Origin of the sequence: Micromonospora sp. NPDC048843 (assembly GCF_040649965.1) — a bacterium.
GTDB classification, from domain to species: Bacteria; Actinomycetota; Actinomycetes; order Mycobacteriales; family Micromonosporaceae; genus Micromonospora; species Micromonospora hortensis.
This window is the reverse complement of sequence record NZ_JBEZGJ010000041.1, coordinates 1-13,847: the sequence shown is the minus strand read 5'-3', so window position 1 is coordinate 13,847 and position 13,847 is coordinate 1. Positions and strand designations below refer to the sequence as shown.

Annotated in this window: 17 protein-coding genes; 11 read left to right on the top strand and 6 right to left on the bottom strand. The window is 72.4% G+C overall.

Annotated elements, in window-relative coordinates; all coding sequences use genetic code 11:
• The first annotated feature begins 3 nt into the window (after positions 1 to 3).
• The 6 genes from AB0C20_RS12875 to ung all read left to right on the top strand — a co-directional run bounded on the left by AB0C20_RS12875 (position 4) and on the right by ung (position 5,511).
• Positions 4 to 372 (top strand): holo-ACP synthase, encoded by a 369-nt coding sequence (locus AB0C20_RS12875; RefSeq protein WP_357189446.1) that lies wholly within the window; start codon positions 4 to 6, stop codon positions 370 to 372.
• A 55-nt stretch (positions 373 to 427) separates the two neighbouring features.
• On the top strand, positions 428 to 1,897 hold the full coding sequence (locus AB0C20_RS12870; RefSeq protein ID WP_357568005.1) for an NAD(P)H-hydrate dehydratase: 1,470 nt from the start codon (positions 428 to 430) through the stop codon (positions 1,895 to 1,897).
• 90 nt (positions 1,898 to 1,987) lie between these two features.
• On the top strand, positions 1,988 to 3,106 hold the full coding sequence (gene alr, locus AB0C20_RS12865; RefSeq protein WP_357189450.1) for an alanine racemase: 1,119 nt from the start codon (positions 1,988 to 1,990) through the stop codon (positions 3,104 to 3,106).
• 55 nt (positions 3,107 to 3,161) lie between these two features.
• On the top strand, positions 3,162 to 4,265 hold the full coding sequence (locus AB0C20_RS12860) for an alpha/beta hydrolase (RefSeq protein WP_357189452.1): 1,104 nt from the start codon (positions 3,162 to 3,164) through the stop codon (positions 4,263 to 4,265).
• Complete coding sequence (gene tsaE, locus AB0C20_RS12855) at positions 4,262 to 4,744, top strand: tRNA (adenosine(37)-N6)-threonylcarbamoyltransferase complex ATPase subunit type 1 TsaE (RefSeq protein ID WP_238687793.1); 483 nt, start codon at positions 4,262 to 4,264, stop codon at positions 4,742 to 4,744. The genes AB0C20_RS12860 and tsaE overlap by 4 nt, the downstream gene beginning before the upstream one ends.
• A gap of 65 nt (positions 4,745 to 4,809) precedes the next feature.
• Complete coding sequence (gene ung / locus AB0C20_RS12850) at positions 4,810 to 5,511, top strand: uracil-DNA glycosylase (protein ID WP_357189455.1); 702 nt, start codon at positions 4,810 to 4,812, stop codon at positions 5,509 to 5,511.
• A gap of 43 nt (positions 5,512 to 5,554) precedes the next feature.
• On the opposite strand, the gene AB0C20_RS12845 is transcribed toward ung, so the two are convergent.
• Entirely contained in the window at positions 5,555 to 6,259 is a 705-nt protein-coding gene (locus AB0C20_RS12845) for a helix-turn-helix transcriptional regulator (RefSeq protein ID WP_357568003.1), read from the bottom strand.
• A 413-nt stretch (positions 6,260 to 6,672) separates the two neighbouring features.
• Between AB0C20_RS12845 and tsaB the strand changes: the two genes are divergently transcribed.
• The 4 genes from tsaB to AB0C20_RS12825 are packed head-to-tail and all read left to right on the top strand — an operon-like array spanning position 6,673 to position 9,137.
• On the top strand, positions 6,673 to 7,350 hold the full coding sequence (gene tsaB, locus AB0C20_RS12840; RefSeq protein WP_357189457.1) for a tRNA (adenosine(37)-N6)-threonylcarbamoyltransferase complex dimerization subunit type 1 TsaB: 678 nt from the start codon (positions 6,673 to 6,675) through the stop codon (positions 7,348 to 7,350).
• Entirely contained in the window at positions 7,347 to 7,829 is a 483-nt protein-coding gene (gene rimI / locus AB0C20_RS12835; protein ID WP_357189459.1) for a ribosomal protein S18-alanine N-acetyltransferase, read from the top strand. The genes tsaB and rimI overlap by 4 nt, the downstream gene beginning before the upstream one ends.
• Positions 7,822 to 8,868 carry a tRNA (adenosine(37)-N6)-threonylcarbamoyltransferase complex transferase subunit TsaD gene (gene tsaD, locus AB0C20_RS12830; protein WP_091402289.1) on the top strand — a complete coding sequence of 349 codons (1,047 nt, stop codon included), beginning with the start codon at positions 7,822 to 7,824 and terminating at the stop codon, positions 8,866 to 8,868. Before rimI ends, tsaD begins: the two co-directional genes overlap by 8 nt.
• Positions 8,869 to 8,882: 14 nt before the next feature.
• Positions 8,883 to 9,137 (top strand): hypothetical protein, encoded by a 255-nt coding sequence (locus tag AB0C20_RS12825; RefSeq protein ID WP_124821702.1) that lies wholly within the window; start codon positions 8,883 to 8,885, stop codon positions 9,135 to 9,137.
• A 33-nt stretch (positions 9,138 to 9,170) separates the two neighbouring features.
• Here the strand turns inward: AB0C20_RS12825 and AB0C20_RS12820 are convergent, their stop codons facing one another.
• From AB0C20_RS12820 to AB0C20_RS12800, 5 genes are all read right to left on the bottom strand, one after another.
• On the bottom strand, positions 9,171 to 9,911 hold the full coding sequence (locus AB0C20_RS12820; protein ID WP_357189461.1) for a DUF4142 domain-containing protein: 741 nt from the start codon (positions 9,909 to 9,911) through the stop codon (positions 9,171 to 9,173).
• 125 nt (positions 9,912 to 10,036) lie between these two features.
• Positions 10,037 to 10,333 (bottom strand): DUF1707 domain-containing protein, encoded by a 297-nt coding sequence (locus AB0C20_RS12815; RefSeq protein ID WP_357189463.1) that lies wholly within the window; start codon positions 10,331 to 10,333, stop codon positions 10,037 to 10,039.
• Between the two features lie 19 nt (positions 10,334 to 10,352).
• On the bottom strand, positions 10,353 to 11,534 hold the full coding sequence (locus AB0C20_RS12810) for an ROK family protein (RefSeq protein ID WP_238687785.1): 1,182 nt from the start codon (positions 11,532 to 11,534) through the stop codon (positions 10,353 to 10,355).
• Between the two features lie 22 nt (positions 11,535 to 11,556).
• A complete protein-coding gene (locus tag AB0C20_RS12805) occupies positions 11,557 to 12,819 on the bottom strand; it encodes an ABC transporter permease (RefSeq protein ID WP_266304429.1) in 1,263 nt (420 codons plus the stop codon).
• The gene (locus AB0C20_RS12800; RefSeq protein WP_238679445.1) at positions 12,816 to 13,634 is read right to left on the bottom strand and encodes an ATP-binding cassette domain-containing protein; all 819 of its coding nucleotides are present in this window, start codon (positions 13,632 to 13,634) and stop codon (positions 12,816 to 12,818) included. Before AB0C20_RS12800 ends, AB0C20_RS12805 begins: the two co-directional genes overlap by 4 nt.
• A gap of 122 nt (positions 13,635 to 13,756) precedes the next feature.
• On the opposite strand from AB0C20_RS12800, the gene AB0C20_RS12795 reads away from it, so the two are divergent.
• On the top strand, positions 13,757 to 13,847 hold a 91-nt coding region (locus tag AB0C20_RS12795; protein WP_357568011.1), incomplete at its 3' end, for a glutamate synthase-related protein.

Genomic DNA, 13,847 nt, shown 5'->3' with positions numbered 1-13,847 from the left:
GTGGTGATCGTCGCTGTCGGCATCGACGTCGTCCTGGTCGACCGGTTCGCCCGGGCCCTGGCACGGACGCCGCTGCTCGCCGACCGGCTCTTCACCGAGGCCGAGCGGCACACCCGCTCCGGCAGTCCGCGCCCGCCCGAGTCGCTCGCCGCCCGGTTCGCCGCCAAGGAGGCGGTGGCCAAGGCGCTCGGCGCCCCGGCCGGGCTCAACTGGCACGACTGCGAGATCGTGCCCGACCCGGATGGCCGCCCCTGGCTGGCTGTCTCCGGCACTGTCGCGGCGGTGGCCGACGCACGCGGCGTCAACCACTGGCATCTCTCGTTGTCGCACGACGGCGGGATCGCGTCGGCGATGGTGGTCGCGGAACGATGACGTCGGCCGGGAGGGCCGGTCAGGTCCGCCCGCTAACGGAATGGGAAACGGTGGCATGAGAGCGGTGTGGCGGGTGGCCGACGTACGGGCGGCCGAGGCGGGGTTGATGGGCACGCTGCCGGAGGGAACGCTGATGCAGCGGGCCGCCGCCGGCCTGGCCCGCCGGGCCGCGCTCCTGCTCGCCGAGCGGGGCGGAGTCTACGGAGGCCGGGTGCTGCTGCTGGTCGGCTCCGGTGACAACGGCGGCGACGCGCTGTACGCGGGGGAGCGGTTGGCCCGGCGCGGTGTCCAGGTGGCCGCACTGCTGCTCACCCCCGGGCGGGCGCACGCCGCCGGCCTGGCCGCGCTGCGAGCCGCTGGTGGCCGGCTGGTCCAGGATCCGGCCGGCCCGGTCGACCTGGTCCTCGACGGCATCGTCGGCATCGGTGGCACCGGCGGGCTGCGGGCGAACGCGGACGAGGTGGTCCAGCGCCTCGGCGAGCTGCGCGGACGCGACGGGGAACGGGCCACGGTGCTGGCGGTCGACGTGCCCAGCGGGGTCGCTGTCGACACCGGCCACGTGCCGCTGTCCGCGTCCGGCCGGCCCACAGCGGTCCGCGCCGACGTGACAGTGGCCTTCGGCGCGCTGAAGCCCGCCCTGGTGGTCGGGCCGGCCGCCGCGCTGGCCGGGCAGGTCGAGCTTGTCGACATCGGGCTGCGGCAGTGGCTGCGCGGCACCCCGGCGCTGCGGGTCACCGAGTGGTCCGACCTGGTCGACTGGTGGCCCCAGCTGGGCCCGGCGTCGGAGAAGTACACCAGGGGCGTGGTGGGGGTGGCGACCGGCTCGGCGACCTACCCCGGTGCGGCGGTGCTCTCCGTGGGCGGCGCCCTGGCCGGGCCGACCGGCCTGGTCCGCTACGCCGGCAGCGCCCGCGCCGAGGTGCTGCACCAGCACCCGTCGGTGATCGCCAGTGGGCGGGTCGCCGACGCGGGCCGGGTGCAGGCCTGGGTCTGCGGCTCCGGGCTGGGCACCGGTGCCGACGCGGCGGCCGAGCTGCGCGCCGTCCTGGCCGCCCCGGTGCCGGTGGTGCTCGACGCCGACGCCCTGACCCTACTGGTGGACGGCTCGCTCGCCGACCGGCTGCGGGGTCGCGACGCGCCCATCGTGGTCACCCCGCACGACCGGGAGTTCACCCGTCTCTGCGGTGAGGAGCCGGGCGCCGACCGGGTCGGCGCCGCGCTGCGGCTGGCCGCCTGGATGAACGCCGTGGTGCTGCTCAAGGGCGACCGCACTGTGATCGGCACGCCGGACGGTCGGGCGTACGTCAACCCGACCGGCACCCCGGCGTTGGCAACCGGCGGCACCGGCGACGTGTTGGCCGGGCTGCTCGGCTCGCTGCTGGCGGCCGGGGTACCCGCCGATCGGGCCGCCGCCTCGGCCGCGTACCTGCACGGGCTCGCCGGGCGGGAGGCGGGCCGGGGTGGGCCGGTGACCGCGCCCGACGTGGCGACCGCGCTGCGTCCGGTGCTGGCCCGGCTGGGCTGAACGGGGCGGTTCCGGGTGCGGTGACCGGATCGCCGCGTCGGGACGTGCGTCGCCGCCCGCGGTGATCACGGCGGAAAGTAGGCTGGGTGCATGTGGCAGGCCGAGGTACGCGTCGATCTTGACGCCATCCGCGAGAACGTGAGCAGGCTCCGCTCCGGCACCACCGCCGAGTTGATGGCAGTGGTGAAGGCCGACGGGTACGGCCACGGCATGCTTCCGGCCGCCCGCGCGGCGCTCGACGCCGGCGCCGACTGGCTCGGTGTCTGCACTCTCGACGAGGCGCTCACCCTGCGGCGGGCCGGGGTGACAGTTCCGGTGCTGGCCTGGCTGCTCGCCCCTGGGTTGCCGCTGCACGAGGGGGTCACCGCCGGGGTGGACCTGGGCGCGGCCAGCCTCGCGCAACTGGACGAGATGATCGAGGCGAGTCGCCTCGCCGGGCGTCCCGCCCGCCTGCACCTCAAGATCGATACGGGGCTGTCCCGGGGCGGCGCGACAGTCGCCGACTGGCCCGCGCTGCTGGACGCCGCCGCGAAGGCGCAGGCCGATGGCCTGGTCGAGGTGGTCGGCGTGTGGAGCCACTTCGTGTACGCGGACTCGCCCGGCCACCCCACCACCGACCGTCAACTGGCCGTCTTCCACGAGGGGCTGGCCATGGTCGAGCGGGCCGGGCTGCGGCCGCGCTGGCGGCACCTCGCCAACTCGGCCGCCACCCTCACCCGCCCGGACACCCACTTCGACCTGGTCCGCCCCGGCCTGGCCATCTACGGGCTGTCCCCGGTGGCTGGCGAGACGTACGGGTTGCGGCCGGCGATGACCGCCCGCGCCCGGGTGATGCTCACCAAGCGGGTGCCCGCCGGCACCGGTATCTCCTACGGGCACGCCTACACCACGGAGACCGACGCGAACCTGGCCGTGGTGCCGCTCGGGTACGCCGACGGGGTTCCCCGGCACGCGTCCAACACCGGCCCGGTGCAGCTCGGCGGTGTACGCCGGACGATCTCGGGACGGGTCTGCATGGACCAGTTCGTGCTCGACTGCGGCGACGACCCGGTGGCCGACGGCGACGTGGCGACGCTCTTCGGCAGCGGCGTCGACGGCGAACCGACAGCGGATGACTGGGCCGAGGCGGTCGGCACGATCAACTACGAGATCGTCACCCGGTTCGGCGGCACGCGGGTGCCCCGGGTCTACGACGGCGAGAAACCATGAGCGTGAGGAGTGAGCCGGGGTTGCGAGCCCCGCAGTCGCGAATCAAGGTGGCGCCGTGAGTTACCGCGTTCCGCGTCCGCGCACGGCCGTGGGCCGGGTCGCGGGGATCGTCGGCGCGGCGGTGGGGGTGGCCGCGGCAGGTCTGGCGGCTGGCGTCGCGACCGAGCGGACCCTGGTCCGCCGGCTCAAGGCCGACCCGGCCGACCGCTACGCGCACGAGACGTTCGACAAGCAGCGGTACGACGAGGCGTTCCGCCTGGAGCTGCCGGACGGCACGGACATCCACGTCGAGGTGGTCGAGCCGACCCGGCCGGTCCCGGGGCGCCCGACGGTGGTGCTGGTGCACGGCTTCTGTCTGGACATGGGGACGTTCCACTTCCAGCGCCAGATGCTCGCCGCCCGCGGAGACTACCGGGTCGTGGCCTACGACCAGCCCGGTCACGGTCGGTCCGGCCGGCTGGAGACCGGTGAGTACGACCTCGCGGTGCTCGGCCGGACGCTGCGCCAGGTGATCGACCGGACTGCCCCGGACGGGCCGCTGGTGCTTGTCGGCCACTCGATGGGCGGCATGACCATCATGGCGTTCGCCGAGTTGTTCCCGGAGCTGTTCGGTGACCGGGTGGTGGGCACCGTTCTGATGGCCACGTCGGGCGGGCTCATCGCGGAGACCAAGCTTGTCGCGCCCGCGCTGCTCGGTCGGGTCGGTGGCCCGGTGCTCTACATGGTCAGCAACGCCACCCGGTACGGCGGGCCGGTGATCGACAAGGCCCGCAAGTCGACGTCGAACGTGGCCTGGTTACTGACCCGCAAGTACGGGTTCGGTACCCGCAAGCCCAGCCCGTCGCTGGTGTCCTACGTGGAGACGATGAACTCCCGGACGTCGGCCGACACGGTGACCCGCTACCTGCGGACCCTGGCCACCCACTCGCGCTTTCCGGCGTTGGCGGCGTTGGCGGCGACTCCGGTGCTGGTGGTGGTCGGCGACAAGGACATGATCACGCCGGTGACCCACTCCGAGGAGATCGTCCGCCGGTTGCCGCACGCCGAGTTCGTGAAGATCAAGGACAGCGGCCACGTGGTGATGTTGGAGCACGCGGACGAGGTCAACGCCGCCCTGGCGCGGTTCCTGGAGTCATTGCAGAGCGTGGAGGAACGGTGAGTCACGTCGTCAAGCTGCCGACCGTCGAAGACACTCGGGACTTCGGCCGGCGACTGGCCGGGCTGCTGCGTGCCGGCGACCTGGTGCTGTTGACCGGCCCGTTGGGCGCCGGTAAGACAGCACTCACCCAGGGCGTCGGCGCCGGGCTCGGTGTCCTCGGGGACATCACCTCGCCGACCTTCGTGATCGCCCGGGTGCACCGCCCCGATCCGGCTCGGGGCGGCCGGGTGGCGCTGGTGCACGCCGACGCGTACCGGCTGGGTGACGCCACCGACCCACGCGCCGAGATCGACGACCTGGACCTCGACGCGTCGGTGGACGACTCGGTGACAGTGGTGGAGTGGGGCGAGGGCCTGGTGGAGCAGTTGGTGGACGCGCACCTGCGGGTTCGCATCGACCGCCGCGACGACGACACCCGCATCGTCGAGCTGGACCCGATCGGCGGCGACTGGGCCCGGCGGCTCGCCGACCTGGGCTAGGTCGGCGGCTGTCGTACCCGATGCCTAGAGTGCGGGGGACCGACCCGCGCTGTGAGAGGTTCCCGATGCCCGACGACGCTCCCGCCCTGGATCTGCTGGCCCTGCTGCCGGAGCAGTGGCGCACAGTGCTCACCCCGCACCTCGACCCGGCCCGCACCGCCGCGCTGGGCGAGTTCGTCTCCCGGGAATACGCGACGCAGACGGTCTTCCCGCCGGCGGAGGACCTGTTCTCGGCATATCGGCTCTGCCCGCCGCAGGGCACCCGGGTGCTCATCCTCGGGCAGGATCCCTACCACCGGGCCGGGCAGGCACACGGGTTGAGCTTCAGCGTTCGCGACGGTGTGACGGTGCCGCCGTCGTTGCGCAACGTCTTCAAGGAGCTGGGCGAGGACGTGGGCGTCCCCAAGCCGCGCAGCGGCAACCTCGACGGGTGGGCCGCCCAGGGGGTGCTGCTGCTCAACGCGGTGCTGACCGTCCGGCAGGCCACCCCGGGCTCGCACGCCAACGCCGGCTGGGAAGAGTTCACCGACGCGACCATCCGGGCACTGGACGCGGCACCGGAGCGGGTGGTCTTCCTGCTCTGGGGTGGCTACGCCCGCAAGAAGGCCGCGCTGGTCACCAATCCGCAGCACGTGGTGCTGGAGGCGGGTCACCCCAGCCCGATGAACCCGCGCGGCTTCCTCGGTAGCCGCCCGTTCAGCGCCGCCAACAAGGCACTCGCCGACGCCGGCCTGCCCACGATCGATTGGGAGCGCACCGCCGGCTGAGCCGCTCGTCGACGTCCTGCTGCTGGTGTGGACCGGCGCTGGCTCAGCCGTCGCTGGCCAGTTGCCGTTCCCGGTAGCGGCGCAGCAACTCGGCGGCGCGTGGCTCGTTCAGTTCCAGCTCGACAAGCGGCACCACCTGGTAACTCCGCCCACCGTGGCGAACCTCGATCGTCTCGGGCAGTTCGTCGCACATGGTGGCCCTGATCTCCCCGTACCGTGTCGACCACAGGTGTTCGCCCGGCTCTTCGGGCTCCAACCACACCCCGCCGAACTCGCCCCAGCGGGCGTTCCACCGCTGGCCGTAGTTCGTCTCCAGCCAGCGGGTGAACAGCTTGGCGTCCTGCCAGCGCAGGGCGATCTCCAGCGTGTCGGCCGGCACCGGTGCGCCCTGTAGCAGCGCCGCGGCGCATCCGGTGATCACCTGCGGGAAGTCGGTGAGCCGATCCAGTAGCCGATCCAACCTCAGCCCGTCGATTCGCTCGGCGATCGGCCGGGCGGCCAAGCCGTCGATCCGGGCGTCGAGGTGCGCGTCCAACGGCTCGACCCCGATGACCAACTGCACCTCCATCGCTGCAAACAACCGCTCCAGCACGGCGACGGAAGGCGCTCGCTCACCGCGTTCGAAGCGGGCCACAACTGCCTGGTCGACCTCGGCGAGTGCGGCCAACTGACGCTGGCTCAGCTCGCGTAGCTGTCGTTGATGCCGTACCTCAGCGCCGAGAAGGGTGACGAGGCGAGTAGATGACATCCCGGCATGGTCTACCTAGGGCGAGGCGTCTGCGATCCCTCTGCGGCAAATCGGCGACTTGCCGTCGATCCGCCCCCGAGAATCGCCCGGCGCATGGCCACCGCGGCGGATGGCGGGCCTTATTTCAATGAGCGTGATGTCTGTGAGTCATCGTGATGACTCACAGACATCACGCTCATTAGAGGAAGTGGCCGTCGCCGCCCGCGGGCCGGCGGCGAGACGGCTAACGCGTGGAGTCGGGCGCCGGGCCGGGTCACGCGGTGGGGCCGGGTCGCCAGGAGTGTGGCTGCGGCGGTAGCCGGCTGGGAGGACCAGCGTGGCAGCCCCGCGTCGGGCGGGCGGCGGCCGCGGGTGGCGGTGGTGCGGGCGGGGCATGACTGAGGGCTGCGGCGGGGCGGCTAGGCTGGCTTACCGTGCTCGTACTCGTGGTGGACAGCTCGACCCCCGCGGTCACCGCGGCGCTGGTGGAGGTCTCGGCAGACGGCGTGGCGTCGCGGGCGCACCGGTGCACGGTCGACGCCCGCGCGCACGGTGAGCTGCTCGCGCCCCAGGTGGACGCGGTCCTCGCCGACGCTGACGCGCGCCCGCGTGACCTGGCTGCCATCGTCGCCGGGCTCGGCCCGGGTCCGTTCACCGGGCTACGGGTCGGCCTGGTCACCGCCGCGACGATGGGTCAGGTGCTCGGCATCCCCACGTACGGCGTCTGTTCGTTGGACGCCATCGGTTACCCGGCGGCGTCCGGCGCGCCGGTCCTGGCCGCCAGCGACGCCCGGCGCAAGGAGCTCTACTGGGCCGTCTACGACGGCGACGGCCAGCGGATCGTCGGGCCGGAGGTGTCCGCGCCGGCGGTCGCCGCCGCGCGAGCCCGCGAACTGGGCGCGACGATCGCGGTCGGTGACGGGGCGCACCGGTACGCCGAGGTCCTGGACCTGCCCGTTCGGGTCGAGCCGCGCTACCCGGACGCGACAGTGCTGGCGTTGCTCGCCGCCGAGCGGATCCGGGCGGGGGCGTCCAGTGAGCGGCTCACCCCGCTCTACCTGCGCCGCCCCGACGCGGTGGCGGCGACCGGCCGCAAACCGGTCCTGCCATGACGGCGGTACGGCTCGAACCGTTCCGCTGGTGGCACATCGACTACGTGCTGCCGATCGAGGCGGACCTCTTCGGCGCTGAGAAGTGGTCGCCCGCCATGTTCTGGAGCGAGCTCGCCAACGGGCACCACTACCGGGTCGCCGTCGACGCGGACGGGTCGGTGCTCGGCTATGCCGGGCTCGCCGGCGTTCCGCCGGACGAGGTGTGGGTGCAGAACATCGCCGTCCGTCGGGACGCCCAGCGGCGCGGCGTAGGCCGTGCCCTGCTGGAAGAGTTGCTAGCCGAGGCGGTCCGGCGCGACGCCCGCAGCACCCTGCTGGAGGTCGCCGTGGACAACGCCGCAGCTCAGCGGCTCTACGCGACGTACGGTTTCGAGCCGATCGGGGTGCGGCGCGGCTACTACCAACCGAGCAACACCGACGCGCTGGTCATGCGGCGCGACGCCGAGCCGACCGGGGACGGACCACACGACCATGGCTGACGAACCACTGATCCTGGGTATCGAGACCTCCTGCGACGAGACCGGTGTCGGCATCGTGCGGGGGCACACCCTGCTGGCCGACGCGCTCGCCTCCAGCGTCGAGGAGCACGCCCGGTTCGGGGGTGTGGTGCCGGAGGTGGCCAGCCGGGCACACCTGGAGGCCATCGTGCCGACCATGGACCGGGCACTGACCGAGGCCGGCGTCACGCTGGCCGACATCGACGCGATCGCTGTCACCTCCGGGCCGGGGCTGGCCGGTGCGTTGCTGGTCGGCGTCGCCGCCGCCAAGGGGTACGCGGTCGCCGCCGAGAAACCCATCTACGGCGTCAACCACCTCGCCGCCCACGTCGCTGTGGACACCCTCGAGCACGGCCCACTGCCCGAACCCGCCATCGCGCTCCTGGTGTCCGGCGGCCACTCGTCCCTCCTGCTCGTGGACGACCTGGCCCGGGGTGTCACCCCGCTGGGCGCCACCATCGACGACGCGGCCGGGGAAGCGTTCGACAAGGTCGCCCGGCTGCTCGGCTTGCCGTTCCCGGGCGGCCCGCCCATCGACCGGGAGGCCCGGGCCGGCGATGCCGCCTCGATCGCCTTCCCCCGCGGTCTGACCGCCGCGAAGGATCTCGCCGCCCACCGGTACGACTTCTCGTTCTCGGGCCTGAAGACGGCGGTGGCCCGGTGGGTCGAGGCCCGTCAGCGTGCCGGTGAGCCGGTTCCGGTGGCCGACGTGGCCGCGTCCTTCCAGGAGGCGGTCTGTGACGTCCTGACCAGCAAGGCGCTCGCCGCCTGCCGGGCGCAGGGCATCGAGACCCTGGTCATCGGCGGGGGAGTGGCGGCGAACTCGCGGCTGCGGGCGATGGCCGAGCAGCGAGCCGAGAAGTACGGCATCCGGGTCCGGGTACCCCGGCCGAAGCTGTGCACCGACAACGGCGCGATGGTGGCCGCGCTCGGTTCGCACCTGGTCGCCGCCGGGGTCGCTCCGAGTCGACTGGACCTGCCAGCCGATTCGGCACTGCCGTTGACAACGGTCAGCGTGTGACGGGGGCGGCGGACATGATCGTGCGGATGTGGGAGGCGCGCGCCGAGGCGTACGGGGTCGCCGACCTGATCACCTGGGTGTGCGACACCGCCCTGCCCGAGTTGGAGCACGACCCGCTCCACGTCTCCAGCGAGGTCTTCTCCTCCACCGACCACCGCGTGGTGGTGATCTCCAAGTGGCGCAGCAACCCTCGCCCGCTGCCGGACCCGCCAGCCATGCTGGTGGCCCGCGCCCCGCACTCCTGGGACTTCACCCAGGTAGACCGCTGACGCGAGCCACCATCCAGGCCGCTGGCCGACTGGTCAGCTGCGGCGCAACATCCGGTAGGTGGCGATTCCGCCAGTGCCCAGCGCGGCGAGGAAGACCAGCCACACGACTGTGCTGCTGACTCCGACCTGCGGGCCGGAGTTGGCGGAGGCGGCGGCCAGGAGCCCGTCCTCACCCGGGGCGGGCAGCGCCGCCGGCGGCAGCTCCGGCCAGCGCACCAGGCCGGTGCTCTCCAGCATCTGCATGTGGTGCTGGACGAACCCGTTGGCGTCCTCGCAGAGCTTGCGGACGGTGGCGTCCCGGGTGCTGGCGCGGACCGCGCCGATCACCGGGAAGATCTTGCCGTGGGCGACCCGGAGCCGGGTGACGAAGATCTGGTCGAACCGGGCGCCGGACGCCTTCTGCATCTCGGCCAGCCAGCCCTTCTGCTCGGCGGTCGGATCGCTGGGGATCGTCGCGCCCAACTTGTTGGCCGCCTCGACCACGAGTTCGTCGAGCTTCTGGTGCTCGCTGGCGATGCCGGCGCCGATCTCCCGGACCTTCGCCGACTGTCCCTTCTCGGCGGCCATCTGGCCGGCTGGCATCTCCCACAGCCCCGCCAACCGCACCCCGTTGAGCAGTGTCATGTCGGCGGCGTTGAGCTGCTGGCCACCGGCGGGCGCGGCGACGGCCACGCCGGGCAGGACACCGACCCCCGCGATGACCGCGATGAGCAGCATCGCCGCTCGGTGGGTCCGGGTGCCCAGTCGGCGATGGGCGGATCTGAGCGGTGCCATGTCTGTGGTGCCTCCTCGGTCCGGACCGGAACGCGTCTGGACCGGGCAGCCGTACCCTGCCGGTTGCCCGTCCGCCCACTGGTACGGACTGATCGCGCGATCAGTTCATCGCGGAGCGAGACGGATCAGCGGGTGACGGCGAGCAGTCCGCCGAGCAGCAGCAGGGTCATCGCCGCGGCGGCGAAGACCATCAGCAACTCCTGACGCCCGCGCCCGACCGGGCCGGCGTCCACGACCGGGGTGGGCAGGGCCGGTAGATCGCGGGTCAGCGCGGCCAGGTCACCGAGGGTGCGCGCCGTCCACACCGCACCGGCGCGATCGGAGAACTCGTCGAGCGTCAGCCGGCCCGCCGCGGTGTGCTGGTGCAGCGCGGCGACCACCCGGTTGCGGTCGTCGTCGGAGGCGCGCAGCTCGACATCCACGCCGGACAGCGTACGCGGATCAGCCCACGTCGAGGGGGTCGGCGAGGAGCCGTTCGAAGGCCAGCTCTGCGGCACCGATCAGGGGCGCGTCAGTACCCAGTTTCGGCGTACGCAGCCGGACGTGCTCCAGACAGGCGCCGAGCGCGTTGGAGTTGAGCCGGCTGCGGATCTGGGCCGCCGCCGCGAGGTAGAGGTCACGCATCGTCCCACCGAAGATGACCATCTCGGGGTTGAAGACGTTCACCAGGTTGGCCACCCCGAAGCCGAGCCAGTCGCCGGCCTGGCGGACCGCCGTCTGGGCCCGGGCGTCTCCGCGATCGGCCGCGTCGAAGACGGCCAGCAGCGCGTCACGCCCCCGGGCGTCGGAGCGTCCGGCGGCGCGCAGGAGGCCACGCTCGCCGATCTCGGTTTCCCAACACCCCCGGGAGCCGCACTCACAGGGCCTGCCGTCGCGCACCACCTTCATGTGGCCGACCTCGCCGCCGTACCCACCGTGCCCGGTCAGCCTGCGCCCACCGGCGATGATGCCGGCACCCACGCCCACGTCGCCGTAGAGGTAGAGGACGTTGTCGCAGCCTGCCGCCACACCGCGTGCGTGCTCGGCGAACGCGGCGACGTCGGCCACGTTGCCCACTGTGATCGGTACATCGATGCCCAACTCGTCGGCGAGGGCCGCGCCGATCGGCTCGTCCACCCAACCGGTGGTGGGGCCGAGTCGGACCAGGCCGTCGTCCCGGCGGACCATGCCGCAGACCGCGACGCCGGCACCGACGCAGATCGCGTCCGCCGGCACCAGTTGCTGCATCTCCTTGACGGCGCCGGCCAGCAGCGGTGCGGCCTCCGCGGCCAGCAGCCCGCGCGGCCGGTCCAGATCCCGGCGGTCCAGGACCGCGCCACCCAGCCCGATCCGGGCGGCGCGCAGCCGGTCCACCTCCACCGAGTACGCGTACGCGTAGACCCGCGCCGACTCGGGCCGGACGACCAGTGACGGTCGTCCGGCTCGGCCGGTTTCCTTCGGTGCCCCTTCGCTGACCAGCCCCACCGCGGACAGGTCGGCGGTGAGCGCGCCGATGGTGCTGCGGTTGAGGCCCAGCGTGGTGGTCAGTTCGGCACGCGTGGTCGCCCCGTGGACGTGCACGTGCCTCAGCAGAGCCCCGAGGTTCTGCCGTCGGACGTCATCCTGGGTCGGTCCTGGGCGCATGCTGGTGCTACCTCCCGCGCGGTCAGCGGGTGCCGGTGGCTGCCGCGCGGCGGCGGGAGAGCGCGTCGACGCTGGCCGCGAGCAGGAGCACGACGCCGGTGACCACGTACTTGACTCCCGAGGTGTACCCCATCAGGCCCATTCCGTTTTCGATGACCGCGACCACCGCGCCGCCGAGGACGGCGTCGAGGACGCGGCCCTTGCCACCGAAGAGGCTGGTGCCGCCGATCACCGCCGCGCCGACCGCGTAGAGCAGTACGTTACTGCCCCCGGTGTTCGGGTCGACCGAGTTGGCCCGGCTGGCCGCCACGATGCCACCGATGGCGGCCATGGAGGAGCAGATCACGAAGACGGAGATCCGGATCCGGTCGACGCCGATGCCGGCCCGGCGGGCCGCTTCCCGGTTGCCGCCCACTGCGTAGATGTGCCGGCCGTAGCTGGTGCGTTGGAGCACGAAGGTCCAGATGATCAGCAGCACCGCGATGATCGGCACCACGATCGGCACACCCTTGAGTGAGCTGATCAGGACGTTGCGGCTGCGCTCCAGGTTGAGCACGTACACGGCGGTGCCGAGGATGACGGCGAGCCCGCCGATCCGCAGCGCCACCACCGCGAGCGGGTCGGTGATCAGGCCGCGGGCCACCCGGGTGCGGTGGCGCAGCAGTTGCACAGCCGCGTAGCCGATGACCGCGACGGCGGTCAGCGCCCAGCCCAAGGTGGGGCCGAGGTTGCGGTTGGCGATGGCGACCAGCACGTCGTCGCGGACGGCGATGTTGGTGCCGTCCTTGACGAGCAGCAGCACGACGCCCTGGAAGGCGAGGAAGCCGGCGAGGGTGACCACGAAGGACGGAATGCCGATCTTCGCGACGAGCATGCCCAGCGTGCTGCCGATGACCACACCGGTGGCGACAGCGGCGAGCACGGCGACCCACCAGGGGTAGCCGAGCACCGTGACCACATTGGCCAGCACCGCCGCGCAGACGCCGCTGGCGAAGCCGGCGGACAGGTCGATCTCGCCGAGCAGCAGCACGAAGACCAGGCCCATCGCGATCAGCGTGACCGCTGCGCCCTGGGTGAAGAGGTTGGCGAAGTTGCCGGCCGACAGGAACGACGACGGCCGCATGATCGCGAAGACGGTGCAGAGCACGATCAGGCCGAGTACGGCTGGTAGTGCGCCGACGTCGCCACCGCGTACCCGACTGAGGTAGTTGCGGAAGTGGCCTCCGATGGTCGGCGTCGGTGTGACGGCGGCAGGTCCGTCCTTCCGCACGGCGGTGGTGGTCATCGGACGCCTCCTGAGATCGAGTCGGCCGCCTGCGGGCCGTCGCCGTTGCTGCCCGGGTCGGTGGCGAGGCCGAGCCCGCCCGAGCGCCCGGCGGTGATCAGCTCGACCACCTGGGCGTGGGTGATGTCGGTGGTCTTCACCTGGGCGACCATCTGGCCGAGGTACAGCGCGGCGATCCGGTCGGAGACGGCGAAGACGTCGTTCATGTTGTGCGAGATGAGCACCACGGCCAGGCCGTTGTCGGCGAGGCGGCGGACCAGTTCGAGCACCTGGGCGGTCTGTGCCACGCCGAGCGCCGCGGTCGGCTCGTCCAGGATGACGAGCTTGCTGTTCCACAGCACGGCCTTGGCGATGGCCACGGTCTGGCGTTGACCGCCGGAGAGGCTGGACACGTGCTGGCGAAGTGAGGTGACGGTGCGGATGGAGAGCCCCGCCAGGGTTTCGGCGGCGAGCTGTTCCATTGTCGGCTCGTCGAGGACGATGCCGCTGCGCTTCTCCCGGCCGAGGAACATGTTCTGCACGATGTCCAGGTTGTCGCAGAGCGCGAGGTCCTGGTAGACGACCTCGATGCCGAGCGTGGCGGCGTCGCGCGGGCTGCCGATGTGCACCGGTTCACCGTTGAACAGGAACTCCCCGGCGTCGGTGGGGTGGATGCCGCTGATGCACTTCACCAGGGTCGACTTGCCGGCGCCGTTGTCGCCGACCAGTGCGGTCACTTCTCCCGGGTGGACGGTCAGGGCGACGTCGCGGAGCACCTGGACGGGACCGAAGCTCTTGTCGATCCCGCGGAGTTCCAGCAGGGGGGTCGCGGACACGGGGGTCTCCTTCTTAAGGGAGGGTCGGGGCCCGTCCGGCGTGCGCCGCCCGGCACACCGGAGAGCATCTGGTACGCACCAGAGAACGACTGGCCGCCATCGTCGGCGAGCTGCCGGCGCTGATGATCGTCGAGGGCTGCGTGATGATGCGGGTCTGCCACCTGGACACCTGCCCGGTCGGCATCGCCACGCAGAATCCGGTGCTGCGGGAGC

Bases quoted from the DNA above. Each gene is read 5' to 3' on its own strand.
- AB0C20_RS12810 (WP_238687785.1), bottom strand. From the start codon at position 11,534: ATGCGCCCAGGACCGACCCAGGATGACGTCCGACGGCAGAACCTCGGG.
- AB0C20_RS12845 (WP_357568003.1), bottom strand. From the start codon at position 6,259: ATGTCATCTACTCGCCTCGTCACCCTTCTCGGCGCTGAGGTACGGCAT.
- AB0C20_RS12825 (WP_124821702.1), top strand. From the start codon at position 8,883: ATGATCGTGCGGATGTGGGAGGCGCGCGCCGAGGCGTACGGGGTCGCC.
- AB0C20_RS12870 (WP_357568005.1), top strand. From the start codon at position 428: ATGAGAGCGGTGTGGCGGGTGGCCGACGTACGGGCGGCCGAGGCGGGG.
- AB0C20_RS12820 (WP_357189461.1), bottom strand. From the start codon at position 9,911: ATGGCACCGCTCAGATCCGCCCATCGCCGACTGGGCACCCGGACCCAC.
- rimI (WP_357189459.1), top strand. From the start codon at position 7,347: ATGACGGCGGTACGGCTCGAACCGTTCCGCTGGTGGCACATCGACTAC.
- tsaD (WP_091402289.1), top strand. From the start codon at position 7,822: ATGGCTGACGAACCACTGATCCTGGGTATCGAGACCTCCTGCGACGAG.
- ung (WP_357189455.1), top strand. From the start codon at position 4,810: ATGCCCGACGACGCTCCCGCCCTGGATCTGCTGGCCCTGCTGCCGGAG.
- AB0C20_RS12805 (WP_266304429.1), bottom strand. From the start codon at position 12,819: ATGACCACCACCGCCGTGCGGAAGGACGGACCTGCCGCCGTCACACCG.
- alr (WP_357189450.1), top strand. From the start codon at position 1,988: ATGTGGCAGGCCGAGGTACGCGTCGATCTTGACGCCATCCGCGAGAAC.